The sequence below is a fragment of the Anaerotignum lactatifermentans DSM 14214 genome, from assembly GCF_900142265.1.
Classification (GTDB): Bacteria; Bacillota; Clostridia; order Lachnospirales; family Anaerotignaceae; genus Anaerotignum; species Anaerotignum lactatifermentans.
Genome location: NZ_FRAH01000012.1, coordinates 21,553 through 41,857 on the forward strand (window position 1 = coordinate 21,553; position 20,305 = coordinate 41,857).

14 protein-coding genes are annotated in these 20,305 nt (G+C 48.1%); 1 reads left to right on the forward strand and 13 read right to left on the reverse strand.

From position 1 onward, the window contains the following. Nucleotides 1-121: 121 nt before the first annotated feature. On the reverse strand, nucleotides 122-688 hold the full coding sequence (locus BUB35_RS04865) for a flavin reductase family protein (RefSeq protein ID WP_072849715.1): 567 nt from the start codon (nucleotides 686-688) through the stop codon (nucleotides 122-124). A 127-nt stretch (nucleotides 689-815) separates the two neighbouring features. On the opposite strand from BUB35_RS04865, the gene BUB35_RS04870 reads away from it, so the two are divergent. Next, entirely contained in the window at nucleotides 816-1,154 is a 339-nt protein-coding gene (locus tag BUB35_RS04870; protein WP_072849717.1) for a winged helix-turn-helix transcriptional regulator, read from the forward strand. Nucleotides 1,155-1,415: 261 nt separating this feature from the next. On the opposite strand, the gene BUB35_RS04875 is transcribed toward BUB35_RS04870, so the two are convergent. The 12 genes from BUB35_RS04875 to BUB35_RS04930 all read right to left on the reverse strand — a co-directional run bounded on the left by BUB35_RS04875 (nucleotide 1,416) and on the right by BUB35_RS04930 (nucleotide 20,247). Next, nucleotides 1,416-3,458: an ATP-dependent DNA helicase gene (locus BUB35_RS04875; RefSeq protein WP_242949204.1), complete on the reverse strand. Its 2,043-nt coding sequence runs from the start codon at nucleotides 3,456-3,458 to the stop codon at nucleotides 1,416-1,418. An 88-nt stretch (nucleotides 3,459-3,546) separates the two neighbouring features. Further along, nucleotides 3,547-5,607, reverse strand: coding sequence for a protease Lon-related BREX system protein BrxL (brxL, locus tag BUB35_RS04880; protein ID WP_200777569.1), 2,061 nt, complete (start codon nucleotides 5,605-5,607; stop codon nucleotides 3,547-3,549). Between the two features lie 30 nt (nucleotides 5,608-5,637). Continuing rightward, entirely contained in the window at nucleotides 5,638-8,160 is a 2,523-nt protein-coding gene (pglZ, locus tag BUB35_RS04885; RefSeq protein WP_072849721.1) for a BREX-1 system phosphatase PglZ type A, read from the reverse strand. 6 nt (nucleotides 8,161-8,166) lie between these two features. Beyond that, nucleotides 8,167-9,618 carry an RNA-binding domain-containing protein gene (locus BUB35_RS04890; protein WP_072849723.1) on the reverse strand — a complete coding sequence of 484 codons (1,452 nt, stop codon included), beginning with the start codon at nucleotides 9,616-9,618 and terminating at the stop codon, nucleotides 8,167-8,169. Between the two features lie 36 nt (nucleotides 9,619-9,654). Further along, entirely contained in the window at nucleotides 9,655-9,960 is a 306-nt protein-coding gene (locus tag BUB35_RS04895; protein ID WP_072849725.1) for a YjcQ family protein, read from the reverse strand. A gap of 9 nt (nucleotides 9,961-9,969) precedes the next feature. Continuing rightward, nucleotides 9,970-13,839 (reverse strand): BREX-1 system adenine-specific DNA-methyltransferase PglX, encoded by a 3,870-nt coding sequence (gene pglX, locus BUB35_RS04900; RefSeq protein WP_072849727.1) that lies wholly within the window; start codon nucleotides 13,837-13,839, stop codon nucleotides 9,970-9,972. Nucleotides 13,840-13,850: 11 nt separating this feature from the next. Beyond that, nucleotides 13,851-14,702 carry a hypothetical protein gene (locus tag BUB35_RS04905; RefSeq protein ID WP_072849729.1) on the reverse strand — a complete coding sequence of 284 codons (852 nt, stop codon included), beginning with the start codon at nucleotides 14,700-14,702 and terminating at the stop codon, nucleotides 13,851-13,853. After that, the gene (locus BUB35_RS04910; RefSeq protein ID WP_072849730.1) at nucleotides 14,699-15,160 is read right to left on the reverse strand and encodes a hypothetical protein; all 462 of its coding nucleotides are present in this window, start codon (nucleotides 15,158-15,160) and stop codon (nucleotides 14,699-14,701) included. Before BUB35_RS04910 ends, BUB35_RS04905 begins: the two co-directional genes overlap by 4 nt. A gap of 21 nt (nucleotides 15,161-15,181) precedes the next feature. Then, nucleotides 15,182-18,817, reverse strand: coding sequence for a BREX system P-loop protein BrxC (brxC, locus tag BUB35_RS04915; protein WP_072849732.1), 3,636 nt, complete (start codon nucleotides 18,815-18,817; stop codon nucleotides 15,182-15,184). Between the two features lie 13 nt (nucleotides 18,818-18,830). Then, on the reverse strand, nucleotides 18,831-19,406 hold the full coding sequence (locus BUB35_RS04920) for a DUF1788 domain-containing protein (RefSeq protein WP_072849734.1): 576 nt from the start codon (nucleotides 19,404-19,406) through the stop codon (nucleotides 18,831-18,833). Then, the gene (locus BUB35_RS04925) at nucleotides 19,406-20,008 is read right to left on the reverse strand and encodes a DUF1819 family protein (RefSeq protein ID WP_072849736.1); all 603 of its coding nucleotides are present in this window, start codon (nucleotides 20,006-20,008) and stop codon (nucleotides 19,406-19,408) included. Before BUB35_RS04925 ends, BUB35_RS04920 begins: the two co-directional genes overlap by 1 nt. A 29-nt stretch (nucleotides 20,009-20,037) precedes the next feature. Further along, a complete protein-coding gene (locus tag BUB35_RS04930) occupies nucleotides 20,038-20,247 on the reverse strand; it encodes a helix-turn-helix domain-containing protein (RefSeq protein ID WP_072849737.1) in 210 nt (69 codons plus the stop codon). Between the last annotated feature and the right edge of the window lie 58 nt (nucleotides 20,248-20,305).

A 20,305-nucleotide genomic window follows, 5' to 3' on the forward strand; every position in this document is an offset into this window, starting at 1 on the left:
GCCGGGATAAAGGTCGAATTTTAACCAAAAACGAAGAGCCTCAGTCGGTGCCCATTTGCGGGTGTCGGCTGAGGCTCTTTTTTCATTTTACTTTGCCGGTTCGTCTCCTTGAACAGGACGCTCATTTTTTGAGTTTCAAACCGTCCTTAAATGCTTCGCCGACGCGCTCCGTCACTTTGTAATACCCGTGAGTGTATGGATCAAATGCAATAGCATTCACCAAGGACATATCAAGCTTTCCGTCCACCATTACGCTTTCATCGGCAGTAACATTCACAACTCTACCGATAACGCCACAACCGTATTTTCCGTCTTGATACTCGATGAACTCACATTCCATACAAAGCGGGAACTCGTTGATCACAGGTGCATCCACTTTTTCGGCCTTGCTGGCAGTCAGGCCACTTGCAGCAAGTTTATCCGATACTCGATTGCCGGATTCCACACCAAAGTAATCCGCCTCCGTCACATGAGCAGCATCCGCGATGCTGACGGTAAAAGCGCCCCGAGCCTTAATGTTTTTTACAGTCTTATGACTCTCGGTAAGGTTGAGAGCGACAGTATCTCTTTCCTGCATAGTTCCCCATGCAGCGTTCATAACATTGACGCTGCCATCCTCATTATAGGTCGCAACCATCAGCACCGGCATCGGGAAAATACCTTCGGTGATATTCAACTTGGTTCTCATAACTATCTCTCCTTCTGATTTGCATTATTGACATGACCGTATGCCTTACTTATAATTATATCCAGAAGAGAAACAAATTCAAGTACTGGCAATTAAGACAGGTACTTTCTATGAGGTAAGTGACGCTATGATACAGAACTACATTGAGAACGCCAATTTTGAAGATACCGGTTTTCATTACGCACTCTCCCTCATTTCCGGCAAGCATAAGATGGTAATTTTATATTGCCTGATGGAGTATAGGGTGGTACGGTTTAATGAGCTGAAAAGGTATCTAAAAAACATATCAGACAAAACCCTCAGTACAAACCTTAAAGAACTGGAAGCCGACAATTTGATCATAAGAACAGAATATCCCCAAATCCCTCCAAAGGTAGAATACAGCTTGAGTGAGCGGGGAAAATCATTGATGAAAGTGCTGGATCAGTTATGCTTATGGGGAGAAGAAAACAAACCAAAAGAATGAAAAAGCTGTCACTTACAACTGGACAGATAGGGCGGAAAATATGTCGTGATAAGGGTTGAAAATCGTGGCTTTTCTGCCCTGTAAGCGGCGCTTGAAAGGTGCCCCGTATGTTTTCCTGTCCGTGCCTTCATAACCTGAAATGTAAGGATAAAAGTTGATTTTTAATCAAAAGTGAAGAGCCTCAGTCGATAACCTTCTGGTTGTCGGCTGAGGCTCTTTTTTCTTGGAAAATGTTTATGAGATATAGGATGTAAAGAAGACTCAATGGTCATTCAAACTGGAAAGGCTGTCAAAGAACCTTTTTAGTTTATCGAGGCTGTTTGTTTTATTCTTTATGGGGAGGGATTCCCATACAATGTCGTGATATTTGGCAGGAGGGTCATCTCGAAGTCGTGGGTCAATGATACATACGATTCCTGTATCGCTAAAATTACGGATCAGTCTGCCTATCCCTTGTTTGAGTTTAATTATCATTTCAGGAACACGGACATCCATCAAAGCGTCCTTAGCAATGGATGCTTTGTATTCTATAATCGGATCAGGTACAGGAAATGGAAGGCGGAAAATCACGACATTAGAGAGACTTTTGCCTTCAATGCTTATGCCTTCCCAGTAAGCGCCTGTCCCGAGCAGAACAGAGTTGGTATCTTCTCTAAATTCATTAAGAATTTTATCTTGTGATGAACCGGGTTGCTGCATTAGGACCTTGTAAGGCAAGTTTAGTTTACTGAGGATGGTATAAACTTCCTCCATATCTGTTTTCGCAGTAAACAATACAAGAGCCTTCCCACCTGAAATTTCGAGAACTTCAAGCAAGCGTTGTACGCCTTGTTCGATAAAAGCTTCATGTTCCTGAGTGGGATGGGGCAGATCGTCACAATAATAAATCATGGAATGCTCATCGTATGGATAGGGAGAAGGCTTCGGTTCGGATAAGCAACCGCGTTCATCCGTCGGAAATCCTGTATTACCGATAAAATAGGAGTATTGATCTACGAATTCTCCATTACTTGCATTGGTCATGGTTGCGGAGGTCAAGATTACTCTTTCTTTCCCGCTGAAATACAGTCGATTGGTAATTTGGCTGGTATTCTTTGGGCAATAAACAAGCTCTGCATTTTTCCCTTTTCGCTCAATCCAGAGAAGGTTGCTATCAATTTGTTCGATCATTTCTGCAAGGCTTTCGCTTAGGCTGTCCAATTCGTCCGATGCAGCAGTTGTTCGACTGCCGTAATCAAAGCTGGTGTAAATCTGAATGCTGAGAGCAACACTTTTAATGCTTTCTATCATCGCTTTAAGAAGGGCTATGGAGTCTTCACCACCATCAAAGAAAAACCGATCCGCGTATCTCATATCTTGCCGCGAATGGTCGATCTGTTCCTGCATCTGTGCTTTAAGGCGGTCAAAAAACACGCTAATTGACTTCTTCGCGTCCTCGACATCTCCATAGATGTTCTGCCTATCAGCCGCCTTGACTTCATTGGTTGCGCTTTTAATAAGTCCTAATAGCATTCCTTGATTGATGCGTTTTGTGGTGGCGCTTCGCACTTTATCATCTAAGTTGTGTGCTTCATCCACAACAATAAGATCGGCCTCACGGTTAATAAGGCCATCCTGCCAGCCTCGTATTTGTTGAAGATGTGCAGTCAGGAAGTCCTGGTTGCACAGGATAATTCCATCGGTATATTTTATTTTCGAGCGAATGGCATGATAAAGGCATTTCTTTTCACAGCCACCACAATTTCGCATACTGAACCGTTGTACATTGACTTTATCCCAGATATTCTGCGGTAAAGTTTGTGAAAACTGCTTTCTTTCCTGAAATCCACTTTCAAGACCGATTTGCAGTTCATCAGGAATTACTGCATCCGCTGTATTTATGTGCTCATCAGCCCGCTTATGACAGAGATAATGAGTTTGTCCTTTCGCAAGGATAACTTCCGGTTGTAGATTGAGAAGCTTCATCACAATGTGAATATCATCCCAAAGCTGTTCTTGTAGCGCGATAGTTGATGTGGCCACAATAACGGGCTTTTTCATTCTCTTGTTATACAGCAAGACCGGTACCAAGTACCCAAATGATTTTCCGATTCCGACTCCGGCTTCTACCGCAAAATGCTGATCATGAATAAGGGCATCCACAATCTCAAAAGACATATCCTGTTGGCCTTCTCGCATCTCAAAACCGTTGGCCGGTGCAATATCCCAAAAGAATGAAGTGACTTTTTCGCCGATTGCTGTTAGGTCAGACTTTCTTTTTTTCTTTTGTTCTTCGGGTGTGTTAAATCCGAAATAATAGCTCATGCTCATCCTCATTTCGTGCGCTTTTTACTACCTCATCACAGTTATATGGCTCGCTGAAAAAACGGAAGAAAGTTCATCTACCGTTCAGTTACTCGACGCCTAGCGCTTTGAATACTGCGTCCTCTGCGCTCTGATAGAAGATGAGATTGAAGCATCCGATCAACTCTGAGGGGACAGTGCCAAGGTCTGCGGCTGATGTAATGGGCAGTAATACTTTCTTTGCCCCGCTGTCAAGACACACTTGCAGGGCGTTTGCCAGTTCATCTACTTTGATCATCGTACCGGCGATGCTTATTTCTCCCAGTACAGCCAAGCTGCTGACAGTGGGCTTGTTCAGGGCAATGGAAGCCAGTGCGATCAGCGTCGGAAGGGCAAGCTTACTGGTCATGCCGATGCCCTGCAAGTCCTGATAATTGACGATATAGTCCTTTGTCGTAGTGCTGATTGTCCCGCTGATGTGTCCGGCATTTGCTTTGAGGAAGTTGAAAGCAGTATTTGTAGCCTCTCTTGCCTCGCGTTCCGAGCCAATACCTGTGCGTTCAAACTTGCCGTTGCCGGGAAGCATCTGAGATTCCAGCCGGAATACGCCAATCATACCGGATTTTCCCTGTGATACTGTATAGACCTGGCCGGGATTGCACATTCCTTCGGGAATCAGCTTACCGCCGCCTTGCTCAGGAACGGATACATAGTATTCCTCAAAACTGTCTTTGTCGATGTAGGAGAAATTCACATCGTAGAACTCCATGCCGCCCAGCTTTTTCAGCTGTTCCTTGACGCGGCGGCGCATCTCAAGGGCAAGCTTCAAAATCTCTTCCAGTTGCTCTTTGGAAAACTCTCCATCCGGGTAAACAAGCTTCAAAAGTCCACCGACCATCTTCCGAACGGCAATGGTATCACGCTGATTGAGGTTGGTGCCTAAGCGGAAATACTTGTCAAGCGCATCGCCGTACTGCTCCTTACGCAGCTCCCGGATGAACTCTGCCAAATAATCTGTAATGAAGCCATAGTCATCCGTAAAATGCTCCGGACGGAATTTCGGGATTTCCCAACCGGGCAGATAGCAGTGAATCCGGTCGAGAAAGGCCGTATCAGTACCCATCTCAGGAGGAAAAGGATCAAAGAGGCTGGATGTTTTCAGAAGCACATCCACGCTCTGATTGATGTTGCCCACAAAGACCATCGACGCGCTTGCGGCCTTTTCCTCTTTCCCACGGGCAAAAGACCCTGATGCCATGTAGTCCTTCATGATCTGGATGCCGTCTTTATCCTTGAATCTGATACCGGCAACCTCGTCAAAGGCAACGCAATCCCACAAGCCCACCAGTCCGACTGTTTTGCGTCCCATGTTGTAAAACAGATTGGCTACCGTTGTTTGACCGCCGGAAACGAGAATGCTGTTCGGGGAAATCTCTTTGTAAAGATGGGATTTACCGGTGCTACGCGGCCCCAGCTCACAGAGGTTGAAATTGTTCTCCACAAGCGGGATCATGCGGATCAGGAGCAGCCATTTTTCACGGTAAGTCAGGGTGTCCGGCTCCATGCCGATGGAGCGCAGCAGCACATCCATCCATTCATCCTGCGTAAATGCTTTGCGCCCCTGTTTCAGTTCTTCAATGTCCACATGAGGCATTTGGATTGGCGTGAGCTTTCGGATGCTGATTGGCGTTCCGTTCCGATCTTCCTCCATGTACTCATAGTCCAGTTGCACGATGCACCAGATGCCGCCGCAAAGCAGGCGGTCAAATTTGGCGGGATATTCTTCGTCTATGGGGATATTCTTGAGTCCAAGGTTGGAGAACTCTGCTTCATAGAAATCCCGTTTGATGTTCAAGTTCACTGTGATTTTATCAATCACGGTGTAGCTGCCACGCTGACGAAGCACAGAGAGAATCTTCTGCGCCTCATCAGGGCGGACAAAATTATCCGCAAGAATGCGTTTTACATTCTCTACGCCCTCTTCGATAATATCAGGGTCATCCGAGCTGCAATACTGTCCCAGCAGGAACTCAAGGACATAGACAGGCACATTTGCGCCTTCCTTGATTTTCTTGGTCAAATCCTTGCGCACAATCTTCCCATCGAAATTTTGCCGCAATTTCGATTTGATGACAGCTCTTCTATCCTCATTTTCTGTCATATCAACCATTTGAATCGCCTCCTGTCACTTAGGGTCCCCTTAAAAGCCGAAGCCATAGTCATCGGCAAATGCCATGTCCATGATGACAGGATGCCGGAACACCTCAAGCCCTGTTGCATCATCGTATATCACAAAGAAATACTGTTTGTCTTTGTCGTACTTCTTGTCTTTGAACTGGAATTTCATGCGGAAGATGCGTTTGGCAGCATCTTGTTCCCGGCTGTCCGCAATGCAGCTATTCTCATTGGAAATCCGCTCGTTGTCATCGGAGATAAAGAACAACCGATAGGAAGCCGCCTTGACCACATCGCTGACCGGCTCAGACTGAATGAAATCCAGTATGGTGATTTTGTTGGTGATTTTTCGCACCATGCTTACCAGCGCAACTCCCGCGCTCCGCGTCTCCATGTGTCCGCGTTCCATCTTGAGGTCGAGGACAGGCACAAGCATTTCCTGCGGGGATGAGCCGCCATGTACATAGTTCTGCCCGCCGCCAGCCACCTTGAATACATCGTCGCTGATGGGATAGGACACCCATTTGGTGTCATCATTGCGAAGGACTTTGCTCATCTCCATGCTGGCGATGCCATCTTTTGAAACGGGTTCCTGTGCGACCACAAAACGCCGGTTGATAAAGGAAGTTTTTCCCTTGATTCCCTCAATCTTGTCGCTCTCCGCGATTTTATCCCGTTTGTAGATAAAGCCGTGATCAGCAGTGACGATAAACCGGTATGTATTCGCACTGGTAGAGATGCGGCGGATCAAGTCGATAATTTCCGCAATCGCCTCCTGACAGGCGACAAAGACTTCATCCTCGGTATTGGGCTTATCGCCACGGGCATCAATCTGGTTGTGGTACACATAAACCACCTGTTTACCGGTGAAGATGCTGCGCAGCTCGGCAACTTTGAGTGACTTGATGCTGTCAAACTGGACGCAAACGCTATCAGGGCTGTACTTCTGCAAAATCGCTTCTCGTTCAGCAAGGTTATCGCAAGGCATACCATCGATCAGCACCTTGAAATCGTCCGTCATCGTCAGCTCCGCGTGTGGAAGCAGCGCCGCCATGCCGAGACGGGTATAGGACGGCAAAACACTGAGCTGGACTTCCAGCTTCGCTGTACACTTTGGATCATCCTGCATCCGGCGGAACAGCTCCTTGCCCACCTCATAGCGCATGGCATCCGAGATGATGACCACCGTGCGCTCCTTGGCGTTCTTCAAATTGCGAGCATAGAAGTCCCGCTGCAAGGGCAGTGCCATAAATGCGTCCGGCTCCTGAATGGCGGCATTCCACTTGGGAAGCAGCATTTCCAGATACTCGTTGGTGTATATGTTTTCTACCAAATCGCGCAGCGGCTCGAAAGCTGCCGTTTCTTCGAGCTGATCGTAAGCAGAATAGAACCGGCGATATTCGTAGTCCAGCCGGAAGTCTTCCTCCTGATACTGGCGCAGAATCTCTTTGAAGCTGTCCGGGCAACGGTAATTCCCAGCCTGAATGATCTGATAGGCGCTGTCAAGCATCTGATAGCAGCCCCCGGTTTTCTCGCCGAAGTGCATTTTGCTCCGCTTTTCGCAGATTTGAGGGATAGTCAAACCGTCCAGTGCTGCGCCCACATCCTCGGTTAAAAGGCGCTCCACAATCCACTTGATGAGGATCTGGTCAATGGCAAGGAAGGTATCGCAGTTCACTAAGTCATCCGGCGAATAATCAGAGAAAGCCTTCTGGACATTCAAGCCGGAGGCAACATGAGCGGAAAGCTCATCATAGCGCCCACGGTAAAGGATATTGTTCATCAGGTTATCCATAAAGGCAATGATATTCCCGGCCTTATAGGAGAGGAACACCTTCCACGGCTTCGGAAGCTCGCCTCCTATATATTTAGCTGTGTAGGTGACAAACATGGTCACCACCAGTTTTTCCAGTGTCGGCTTGACATCGGTATAGCCGAAATGCTGCTCGCAGAGCTTCCAGAAATCATCCAGTAGGCCGTATTTCTCAACCTCGGACAGAAACTTGTTATCTGTAAGCTCGCTGTCTGTCAGCATGACCCGGATCACTTCTTCAAAGGAACAAGTACGGGTGCGGCAAATGGCAGAGAGAAGCCCCGTGATGATGTTCTCTTCGTTGAAGTTCTCTATCTCAAGGTCATAGAAGCGCTGCGTCCGTTCTTTGTTGGCAAAGAACTTGATGTGCTTTTCGATGATGGGCTTGTATTTCTCGTCAATGCCCAAATCCACCGAGAGCAGCGAAGCGCGGTCGGCAAAGAAGCGCTTGGAGTAGAGCAGCGTGTCTTCCAGATGGTTGTCCCGCACATCCGGCTTGGGGAAGGGGGCGTAGATGAGATAGTTTGTGGTAGTGTCCTGCCGTTCCAGAAAGAGCTTGGTGGCGAACTGATTGTCTGGCTGCAAGAAGTAGACCTTGGCATTATCAAGCTCTACATTCTGCATATCCTCCACAAACTCGCCGTTATCGTCGTACCAAAAGACGAGTTTACGGGTATCGCCGGTAAACTCAGCATTCAGCCGGTCTATGATTTGTTTGATGTTCATTTCCGCCATGCCGCTTTACTCCTTCTGGTCTATGACCACCCATGACCCGCTCCGGTTGGAGCCTTTGCGTTTGATTTTGCCAGCTTTTTGAAGGCTGTTCATGAGCCTCTTCACAGTGGCGAGGGAAACACCCAGCATCTCTACAACATCCTTCTGCGTCGCTTTCGGATTGGTTCGAAGGATGCGAAGAATCGCTTCTTCATTGGTATCATTGGATTCAACTTTGGTGTCATTGGTATCATCGGTGTCACGCTCTTTGGGATCAATGACACCATTCTGATCGGTAGCCGCGTCTTTCCGATACAGGTTGATACGGAAATCGCTGCCCATGTCTATCAGCTCCGGCTCACGAAGACCGTATTCCTTTGCTTCTCGGAACATTTTCGGGATGCCGCTGCCCCATGCCTCCACGATGTTCATGTAGGAAAAGGCGGCTGCAATGCCACGGTTGCGGATCTTCGAGAGGCGGGATTTCATTTTTTCAATGGTGATCTCACTGTCCAGCATACCGGGGGAGGTGACCTCCAGCCGGTCATCAAAGAGCGCCACCTGGATTTTCCCCGGCGTCAGGTAGCTGCGATGGCAGACTGCATTCGAGATCATCTCACGGATTGTTTTGACGGGCAGTTCATAATAATCCTGCCTTCCAATTCCTTCAATGCGTGAGCCGAGGTCGATGTGCTGCAACACGAAGTTGTAGGCATCCTCGATCTGCTCATAGATCGCACCGGTAAATTCTTTACGGGTAATGAAAATATCCCGGACAGTCCCCTTGAATACCGCGCACTGGATGGCGGCATCGGGGAACTCAGCCGTGTCGCCGTTCAGCAGCAAATACCCATTGGTAGGGTGATAGACTCCATCGTGCTCCACCAGCAATTTCCATGAAAGTAACTGGTTCTTGCCTACTTTCTGGATCTGCTCCCGCGCCGTGTCTGTCTCGGCCAGCTTGAGGGCGTGTTGGTACATCTTTTCACAGAAGGCCGCAATCTCTTCCTCAGAAACAGTCTGTTCCCGCTCCATCTGGTCAAAGGAGCGGTTTGTCCCTTCCATGATAAGCTCCTGCACACGGTAGCGCTCCGCATGGCGGGTCGTGCCAGCTACACGGATATAGGTGCCTTCCATGATGCCCTGACTCTTGATATAGTAGGGGCGCTGCATACCGGGGATAATTTCAACAACGATGATTGCCCTCCCGTCGATTTCCTGCACCGCGATGTTCGGGGTGATCTTGGGTTCGCAGCTATCGAAAATGGCGTTGGTGATTGCGTCCATCTTCTGAAAGACTTCCTCTTTGGAAAAGCCGGTGACAGCCCATGTGCCATTCTCCACACCGAAGACCAGCTTGCCGCCCTTGCCGTTGGCAAAGGCCACCACGGTCTTCATGTATTTCTCGCTTTTGGCAGGGATCTCGCTCTTGAACTCGATATTCTCAGATTCGCCGGCGAAAATCTCTTCTGCGGTCATCTCGACCACCTCCTTGATCGTTAAATTTGAAATGAATCAAAACGGGAGCCAATCTCGCAGCTCTTTCAAGCCTTTATATGCTCTCATAGCTGCTGAATGCTCATCGAGATATTCCAGCCCTTTTACCGTTAGGGTCACTCCATCAAGGAAGGCCATAAGGATAGGATTTCCTTGACCGCCTCTTGAAAATCGAGCGCCCTTTATCAAGCCTTCATCTTGGCAAGCATCAATTATCTCCCAAAATTCTCTGTTGGTAATGCCATAATCGGCAGCACTCGGCATATTTCCATCGTTAATTTCGCGCATGAAACTCAGCATTACTTTTAATTTGTTAATTGCCATATCAACACCTCATATTTTTGCCAGAACGGAGTATTTCTTCCCGTCGCTGGCGGTCTGGATTTTTTCGTAGTTGACCTTCACGCCGTCATCCAAGTCCAGCTCGATGCGGCTCAGGGCAAGGTGGGCGATCATCTCATCGTAGTCGCGGCATTCCTTGAGCTGCTTTTGGAGCTTTTCCTTTCGCTTGGTGGAAGCAGCCACCTCGCGGGCGTTTTGGCTGTGGTCGATCATGTCCTGCATCCGGTTGATTTCGGACTCGTAGACGCGCTGCATCTTGTGCAGATAGTCCACGCGCAGATTGCCGATGGTGTCCAGCGTGTAGCGATGGAGGTAGATCAGCGCCTTGAAGCCGTTCTGCTTACCGCTGTCAAACAGCCAGTAGATCGGGCGCTTCTGGTAGGTCTTGCAGTGGTCTTTGAAGAAGTCCTTGAGGAAGTAGTTGCGGATGATCTCCCGGCTGCTGTTGCCTTTACCGCCCAGCGCTCCGGCGATGAAGTCCAGATTTTCCTCCAGCGTGTCCGCGCCGTAGACAGCTTTCAGCCAGTCGCACAGGCGGGAGACAATATCGTCTTCCATGTACTCTTCATCGGTGATAGGAATGATATTATCTGCATCTACCGAGTAGGAAAGGTTTTTCCACTCACCATCCACCGCTATTTGATTATATCCTGTTGGCTTTACCGCCAAGATTTTTCCGTCTACCAAGCGAATCGGCTTACCTTCAACCAAATAGGTTTCATGCTGCATACGATAAACAGCATCCCAATCTCCGCCAGCGTAAACGAGGCCGGGCTTGTCCGGTGAGTATCGTCCGAACATACAGCCCACGGCGTAGGAGAGCAGCGAAACAATCTCATCACGCTTGGTGCGAACATAGCTGCTGCCCTGCATGAATTCCGGCACATCGTCTTTGGTGTCAAATATGCGGTGGACGGTCACATCCTTGTCGGCCACCTCAGGAGTCAGCTCGTCCTGCAAGCCGTAGATGTCGATGAAGATGCGGTTTAGCTCTTCCTCGTTGGCTTTGAGCTTTTCAAACCGATATTCGCAAGTCTTCTTCCAATATATCTGGTAAGTATAAGAAAGCGAAGTATTCTGAAAAGCCACTTTGTCAGGCACATCTCCCCATACGGGTTCAGGAAGTCTTCCAAGGACCAAGGGATGCCCTTTGAAATCCCATGAGGTTTCGTAGGAGTCCCAATCCTGTTGCGAAAGCGTTACACATTCATTTGCAAGCGCCTCAATTTTAGGCGTTGTATTTCCAATGACAGGTAGATTTCTAATTGTACCTGCTTGAATACTAAATGCAGATTTGATTGAGTCAATGATAAAGCGACCAACACATGATTGTAGAAAGCATAAAACATAATTATAGTATTGTTCTGGCAAGAATAGTGATGATCCATTAACATCAAAAACAAATCCGGTTGGCATAATACGCACACTGAATGGAGCCATTGTACTGTAAGACCATGTTATTCCTTTATGAAAATAAAAGTCATAACCTCCATTTTCCCGATGACCTGAGGTTTGTTTCATTTTGTTTTGGCCTGATCTGTTAAACCAGATGACAAACTCATGATTTCCATACCAACGCTTACGCTCTCCACCTTTGCTGTACGGAAAATATTTCTTATTTGAATAATCGAGTTGTGATTTGTTCGTTATTGAATAGTCGATCTTTCCTTCTTCGATTTCCCACCAAGATTTCAAAAAAAGATCGTTATTTCCCGTTCCCATTCCAATTTTTACATCACCAATTTTGCTTATAGTTTGACCGTTTTGATAAAGCGTAGCTAAGGTATCGCCAGCCACATAAGCAGACACAGGTGCTCCGGGAATTTTTTCAAAGCTGTCTTGCTTCGCAATGAACCGATTGACGGTTGCAAAGAAAGCAGTTTCTTTTTCTTGCGCGTTTGTTCCATCAATCAACCGACAATATACCCCTTCTGTGCCCTTAATATGAACATTCATGAGTACAAAGCTGGTCGTTTGCACCATTTCTCCGCTAACATCCTCAAACGCTCGTGCTCCAAGATGAGCCATATTAACAATGCAAGCATTTTGTAATTTATTTCGTAATTTTTCATAACTTGCCAATGACATCCAAGCGTGCTGAGTAATCATCGCCTGATAGCGGTTTTTGCCAGTCATCTGCCCACACCGCTCGATGAAAACAGCAAACAGATCGCTTTTGCTATCCGGGTAGTGCTTTTTCACATACTCGCTGAGCCTTGCGTCCATGTTACCGCTGCCCATATACGGCGGGTTGGTTACAACCACATCGTACTTCTGCGCCAGTGACTCGGCCACATGAATTAGCGGCAGGATAGTGTTCAGGGCAGATTCTCGATACAGGCTGATGTCGTTCTGCACCTCATCCATACGGGCATACAGGGCTGCAAAGTCTACCGGGGCAACCGTCAGGATGGAACCGTACTCCTTTGCATCGCGCAGATCGCTGATGATGCTGTCCAGAGCGGATTTCAGCTTCGGGTCGTTGTTCACAAAGTAGTCCCGCGTATAAGCGTCGATGTCGTTGCTCTCGGCAATCGCATAGACATGGGGCTGGATGCCGCGAGAGAAGATGCGCCGGTCATATTGGCGGGCCTTCATCATCACGGCAAAATAGGCAAGCTGCGCCGCCCGTTCGTCAATGTCCAACCCGAACAGGTTGTGTTCCAAGATGCACTGCGCCGCGTCCCGCTGGCTGTACCCGTCGTTTTCGTACATCTTCATCAGCACATCAAAGGCGTACACCAAAATATGGCCGCTGCCCATGCAGGGATCGATGACCTTGATGTCCCGGACATCCTTATATTCGTTCTGCTTCTGGACTTCATCGAGCTGCTGGCGCACTTCCCGCGTCTGGGCGGCTTCCGGCAGATAATACTTCCAGCCCATCTGCCCGGCGATTTCCTCTTCATTGGAAATGCGCTTTGCCTCAACCTCATCCCAGCTCATTTCGTCGAGGCCGCGACCGTCAGCATAAACGCCCTGTTCTTTCCGCTTGTCGATGAAAATACGGCCAAGGCTGTTTTCCACCATATAGCGGACGATCCAGTCCGGCGTAAAAAGCTGGGTGACGGCGGGGATTTCCTCTTTGGTGATCTTTCCGTTCTTGGCAAAGGCAGCGTTCTTCGGCTCGGTGTTGTAATACTGGTACAGCCAGCCGATGATCTCCACCTGACCAGTCGGATTTCCGTCCTCATCGAGGTGGGTGATGTCAAAGTCCTGCTCCGGGATGTCGTGGGTCAGATGGTACACGACACCTTCCCGATCTACAACGGAGAGGTTCAGCAGCAGCTCGGTATAGTCGCTGGTCTTCTCAAACAGGGCTGGCAGGATCTCGTTCAGAGCGTTGCATTGCTTGATAAACAGTAGCCTGAACAGCTCGTCCAGCTTGTTCTCGGTTTTCAGGCGCAGGACAGTCTCTTCCTCGGCAGAGGTGAACGCCAGTTCCGCGTCGAAGGGCGTTGTCACCAAATCCGGCTCGATCTTGCCGCTCTCGGAGGACAGAACGCGGATGTGGGAGGGAAGATAGTCGTTGACCTCCATAAAGCGGATGGCGATCAGCCGGTTGAACCATGTATAGGCGACCTCTTCCAGAATGTACTTATAAGCTGTGGCGTAGTTGCTGTCGTTCTCTTTCTTGCGGATCACCTCCACCAGCTTCTTGCGCTGCGGGATCGCATCGCCGCTGATGGCATACGGCTCAGATGTCCCGATGTCGTAGAACTCCATCGTTCCGGTAGACTGCGGCAGTGGGTCTTTGATACCGTCCGCTGTTATCCCCATCAATCCGGCGCGGTACTGAATATCCGCAATCAGCTTATTCCGCGCCCAGATTGCAAAGTTTTTTATGGCTGTTTTGTTCATGGCGATTCTCCCTATTGCATTAAGCCGTCGATGAACATTTCGGCTTGCTGAATCAATGTTGTCCAGTCTGCTCCGGTGATGGCACTTGTTGCTATTGAAACAGATGCTTTAGATAAAACCTCACTGGAAAATTTCTTTATTCCTGCCAAAGCCTTTTGCATCCGGCTCTTTTTCGGGGCAGGAGAATAGATTTGTTCTTGCAAGGATTCCAAGTCATCCTTAACGCTTTCAATCTCTTCGGCGGCAGTATCAGTAATAGCGGGAAGTGACGAAATCAGCTTTTCGATGAGCGAGTTTAAGTCCGTTGCTGATACGCCGTTTTTCGTGTTGAGTGTAATAGAACCGCTGCCTTGCTGGATAACCGGACCATTGACAGTCCCGATGTTTTGAGTCATTGGTGCAGTCTTCTTCTCATCTTCCAGAAGGATCATCTCCTTGGAAATTTCATCGTTGATGAAATTTATCAAGGGTTTTACTGTGTTTTCCAAAAAACGCTGAATAATATCCGTGTAAGTTGCGCCCTTTTTCCATAGGTATTGCATGGCTTGTCCTAAAACATTCGTGTTTGGGGTCTCCACGATGTACCTCATGTAGTCATAAATTGCTTTGATGTGACAATTTTCATCTACTGGAATGCTCGTGCTTGCCCATTCAGAGGAATGAGTCGGAAAACAAGCCTGAAAATCATATTCGACTTGATCCACAACGCTATGAACACGGTCATGGATAAATGGCGTCTTCTCAATATAATCCATCAGCCGATGGAGATTCACATCTGCATCTCCATCGTCACTTGAAAGAAGATTGCTGGATATTCTTCGAAAATCGAGGCTGATAGTTCTTAATTCTCTGTATTCACTCATAAGTCTACCCCGCAGTAAGGACAAAATATCTTTGAAGCTCCGGCGCAGTACAACGCTTTAACCCTTCGATTGCAACAAGTGCATTGAAACTCCGTTTCCGCTGTGTCCGCATTTTTTAACTCTTTGACATACACTTTTTTCAACGGTTTATATGTCATTTTTATTATGCTCTTTTGACGATTGATCGAACGAGCCATTTTCCCAAAGGCTTTATTCAACTCTTCAATCATATAGTTCTCGGCCAACGCTCGAGCTTTGTCACGAACATCTTTTGACCAGAATGCGGATTTCTCTTTTGCAAGTCCGCAGTAGGGGCAGAACAGTTCCAAAACAGGTTCTTCATCACTTTGGACTTCTCCTGCTTGCAGCTTAAATTCTGATCCACAATACGGGCATTCAAAGGTGACATATCCTTCGCTATCACCTTGAACAGTAAAACTCAGCGTGATATTTCCCATACGCACCTCCAATACTGCCTATTAAAACTCTACATTGACAATCGTATCTTCGTCCAGTTGCGCTTCCAGCGACTTGCGAAGGCTGTCCATGTAGCGATCAATGTCCTCTTTGCTTTCCAGACGCCAAGAAGCCGTTCCCGTCATCATCTTGATGGAGACATTTTTCGTCTTGCGGATTTTCACCGGCGCAGGGGCAACGGTTGCTTCGGAGGCAGGATTTCCGCTTTGTTTGGCTTCCTCTGCCTGACGGCGAGCCGCCTCTTCCGCTTTCTGCTTCGCCAGCTTGTTATCGAGCTCAACCATTTCATTGAGCAGCCGGAGCTTCAAAGCGTCTGCCTTGTCCGCATAGCTTCTCAGCGTAGAGACATTGTTGCAGTGGGTAGCTCCATCCCGGATTTCTTGGAACTTCTCAAAGTAAGCCGTTCGCTTTTGGTCGTTGTAGTCCTTGGTGGAAAGTACCTCCAAGACGCGCTTCCACGCCTGATCAATCGAATCAAGGACAGGGGCGGATTCCTGCTGCAAGATTTCGCCATAGCAGGACATAAAGCGCTCGCGCAACTCTGGCAGCTTCGGAATGTTGGCATACGGTTTTTCCTGCCGGGTAATGGAGCGCATCTGTGCGACTATATCTTCCAGTTCAGCATTGACGATATAGGTCTTACTGTCATCATAGATTGCAAGCATATCCAGCGCACGGGCGAAGATGGTGGACTGTTCGCCGCTAAAGAAAGTCTTGATTGGCTCGTAATCTTCCGCGAAGTCGAAGAAGTCATCCTGTTTCTTGGAAACGGTCGTAAAGAAGTCTAAAGCAGACTGAATCTGAACAACAGACTGCATCAGAGCCTTCCCGCTGGACAGAACACGCTTGCCCGGATAATGATGCTGCTCGTAATGGACTTCCAGACGCTCGATCTCATAAATCGTGTTTTGCGCATAGCGCTGGAAGTTCTTCATGATGGTATCTTCGTCTTCTGCCGAAGTAGTGGCGCGGAAGGTCTCCTTCATCACATCCCGGACAGCCTTTTTGTCCTTATCGCTGACGCGGACACGCTCTTCCATCAGGAGCTTTTCCGCAAACGCCTTTTTGGTGATGAAGCCGATGATCTCTTCCTCGCTCTTGTTATTCAGGCTGACCGCAGCACCATTGACTGTGAAAGCGAGATCGCCGCGCTTGAACAGACGCGCCACCAGCCAATGCACATCATCTTCCACAAAGCCATAAGGAGCCTTCATGAAGCGGTCCTTCACCGTTTTCATGGAGGTTTTCATGTGATTGCGGGTATTCATGGCGATAAAGCCCTGCACATCGTCCAGCGCATGAGCATTGCACTCTGTGCCACCTTCCAGACCAAGAGAAAGCTGGTTGCTCTGATGGAGCATCTTGCGGATCTCCGCCTCGCTCATCGGCGCGTCGATGTAGGACAGCTTGTGATAGACCGTCTGCACCAAACGGCCAATGGCTTCATTGATCCGGCTGATGACTTCCTTGCCGTTCACGCGGACAACATCGCCGTTTACATAGATCGTTGCTTCTTTCAGCGCTTCGGTCAAGTAGAGCTTTGCATTTTGATTGCGCTCCCGCATTTCCACACGCTTTGCCTCTTTGATCGTCTCATACTTGGCAAGCTGCGTGGAGGTGTTTTTCCGAAGGAACCCCTCAATTTTCAAATAAGATTGAATTTCCGTCAGGAACTCTGCATCATTCGGAAGTACAACAAGGACTTCTCTGCTTTGACCGGACATCATCCTAAGGGTTCCATCCTCTGTGCTACCGTCGTACCACGGTGTCAGGACACGAAGGCCGATGTCATAGTTTTGATTTGCTTTGTATGGACGATCATCTACAAACTGGTTGAAGCCAAAGGCATAGCGGCCATTGAAGACAGGATAGGTGTAGCGTTTGCCGGGGAAAATGTCCTCAAAAATCATTTCCGCGACCTTGGTGATGATCTCCGGCGTTTCTACATTTTCCTTCTCAATTTCATTGTTGACTTCCTGTTCCTCGTCGGTCAGGAAGACATAGATGCTGCCGTTTTTCTGCACGAGCATCTGCCGCATCAGGACCTTCAGCGCTTCCTCCACACGGCCTTTCAGCTCAATCCGGTCATCGTCGATATTCTCAATCATCAGGCTGGTGATGTTGTCGATGTTTGCCTCAATTTCCAGCACATATTTGATCATGAAGAGTGTCTTGAGGACATTGATGGCGAAGACATCCTTGTCCTTCTTCTCCGGGTTGATATAGCTGTTGTCATAAGCCCGGATGATCACCCCGCTGTGGCTGTGATCCAGAAAGTTTTCCAGTGCGTCATAAAAGCGATGGAAGGGTACAATGACCCCTGCCTCTTCATTCATGACATTGACGGCGGATTCCTTAAAAAGCGCCAGCATGGAGCGCTCACCGCCGGAAAGGTGTTTACCGGAAGCCCCGTGGGTACGAATAGAAGTCAATACGCTGGACAGCAAATTGAACTGGTACGGCACAAAGGGGTAGACCTCGGCAAAGTCTTCCGCACTCGCGTACAGCTTCTTTTCTGCCGTATCATTGAACACAATTAGGTTTTTGATAATTGTCGCTTTCTGCTCATAGAGCAGCCGAAGCGTCTGTGCAGCCGGTTCCGTTTTCTCAAGGATTCTCTTCTTGATAACGGCATCCACATTGGCAGAAGAGAGGGAGAGGCGGGTGTCAAACCGGCCTTGAATTTTGGAAAAGTCATTGCCCTTGACTTTGGTGATGGAGTCAATATCCTGCTGGCTGGTCACGATGACCCATGCCTTACCCATGCACTCCTTGCCCAGTTCCTCAGTCACAGTTTGGAGATTGAGCATCAACTTGGAGTCATCACCGATGTACTGACCAATTTCGTCGACCAGAAATACAACATGGTGGTTGTTCCCCTTGCGCTCGATATAATTCTTAACGCGCTTGGCGAAGTCTTCAATGCTGATGGTATATGGCTCCACCGCTTTCTCACACCAGTTTCTCGCCGCAGCTTCGCTCATAAAATCCATTGAGACAAGGGCATCAACAACGCTGTCTTGGATGAAGTCGAAGTCCTGTCGGGATTCTTCCCACGGATCGCCGTATTCTTCCTCGAAAGCAGCCTTAAACTCATCGTAGCGTCCCTCCTCGGAAAGCCTCCGTTCCAGATCGGCAACATGGGGAATGGACCCGCAGAAGCCCTGCATCTGATTGAAGACTTTGAGGAATACATTGACGATGGCATCCTTGTTTTGCTTGCCATTCGTTTCGCTCTTGGAGTCGATGTTGAAGAGGATTACATCCGTGGGGGTATCAGCCGCCAGCTTCATATCCGCCAACACCATCGGATCTACGATCTTCTTATCTTCGACGAAGTAGTCCATCGCCTTTCTATCCCCGACCTGACGGTTTTCCAGAAGGTAGGACAGGATTTTCAGGAAATGCGATTTACCGCTTCCAAAGAAGCCGGAAATCCATACTCCCATCTTTGGCGTTGTTCCGACAATCCCTTTTTTATAGGCCGAATAGAAATCGGCAAAATGCTTTTGAAGCTCGCGGGTAACGACATATTCCTCAAGCTCCTGAGATACATTTGCGTCCTCGCCTTGTCCGACAATAATTACGCCTTGAATTTCTCGGTCGATCTTCTTGGCGAACATATCCTTTATTTTCATTGCTGCACCTCCATCACTTGACAAGCCGGAAGGCTCTGTAATAATTATCGTCTTTGATTTCGTTGAAGAGAATCAATTCCTGTTCGTTGTATGTGCCGGGAAAGAACATCACCACAGGTGCGTGTAGATAGGACTGGTGGAGATTGTTCAGCACATTATGCGAACGAAGAAGCGGATAGCTCTTGCCAACACCGGTCAGAAAGACAATGGCATTCTCCGGGGTGTGGTCAAGAATGTACTGCACAATCAGGCTGTCATCCTCGCTTACTTTCATCGAATTGCTGACTGCCTTGACAATTCTTTGGATGCCGCGCTTCTTCTCAAATTCACAGCACTTCTCTATGAAGTTCTTCCCTTCAAGGAAGTCAATGATAATATCATAGAGATCGAACACAACAAGCTCAAATCCGTCCGTTCCTTTCGAGTTCTTATGCTTCATATATTCGATACGCTCACGGATTTCCAGCTCTTTCTCAGGCGGATAGTCAAAAATCCAGTAGTTGACCTCATTGGCTTTTCCGCTGCTCTGACGGAAGGATGGCTTTCGGATCGCCGCTTCCATCGCGTCCAGTCGTTCTGTTAAATCCATTATCTTACCCCCGCAAGCGCCTTGACATAAGCGCCCATATTGTTCTGTTCCAGCCAGCGTACCAAGTCCGGGTCTAAAATAGGGCGCAGTATTTTTCTGGCCGTTTTTGCTTTATCAATTATCCCAGCCTCGTATAGCATTGTTTTATAGCACCGGCCAAGCCGTACCAATGTAGCGTCCGTCCATCCGGCCACTTTTTCATTTTGCTGTTGCTTATCTTTGAAAAAAACACGCACATCGCTGTCCGAAAACTCGTAGGTGCCGAGAATCATCTTTTCCCGGATCACTTCATAGACAAAATCAAAGAAAAGCGTGTCATACGCCATAGCAGCAATTAGGGCAAAGAGCTTTTGCGTTGCAAGGTCGCTGCGTGTGAAAAGCGGGATGAAGCTTTCATCTAAAGCCCTGATGCGGCCTGTGACAGTATGATAAATCTGATTGGCTCGGAGAGTAGTCGGGGCTGCAAACAGGTTCTCGTTCAGGGCAAGGGATTTTATCTGTTCGGCATTCTTTCCTTCATGAAGAAGCTCCACCACTTTGCGGAACTCTATAAACCAGAAGGATAACTTCACTGCGCCCGCACTGTATTCTTTTCGTTCCATCTCGATTGTTGACCTCCTTGATTGCTGGACTATTTTTCCTCGCGTACAGCTTCGCAGATGTCCCCAATATCGCAATCAAGGTAATCGCAGATGCGTAGCAAAATAGGGAGAGCGACTTCTTCGCCCTTGTTGAGCTTGCTCATCGTACCAGCTGCAATCCCGACCTCTTTGCGCAAAGTTACTTTTGAGATGTCTCTCTGGATGAGCAGTACCCACAGTTTTTTATAACTTATTTTCATGTCGATGCTCCTTGTTTTTCGAGATACGGCGAGGCTACAAAAACACATTATAATTATA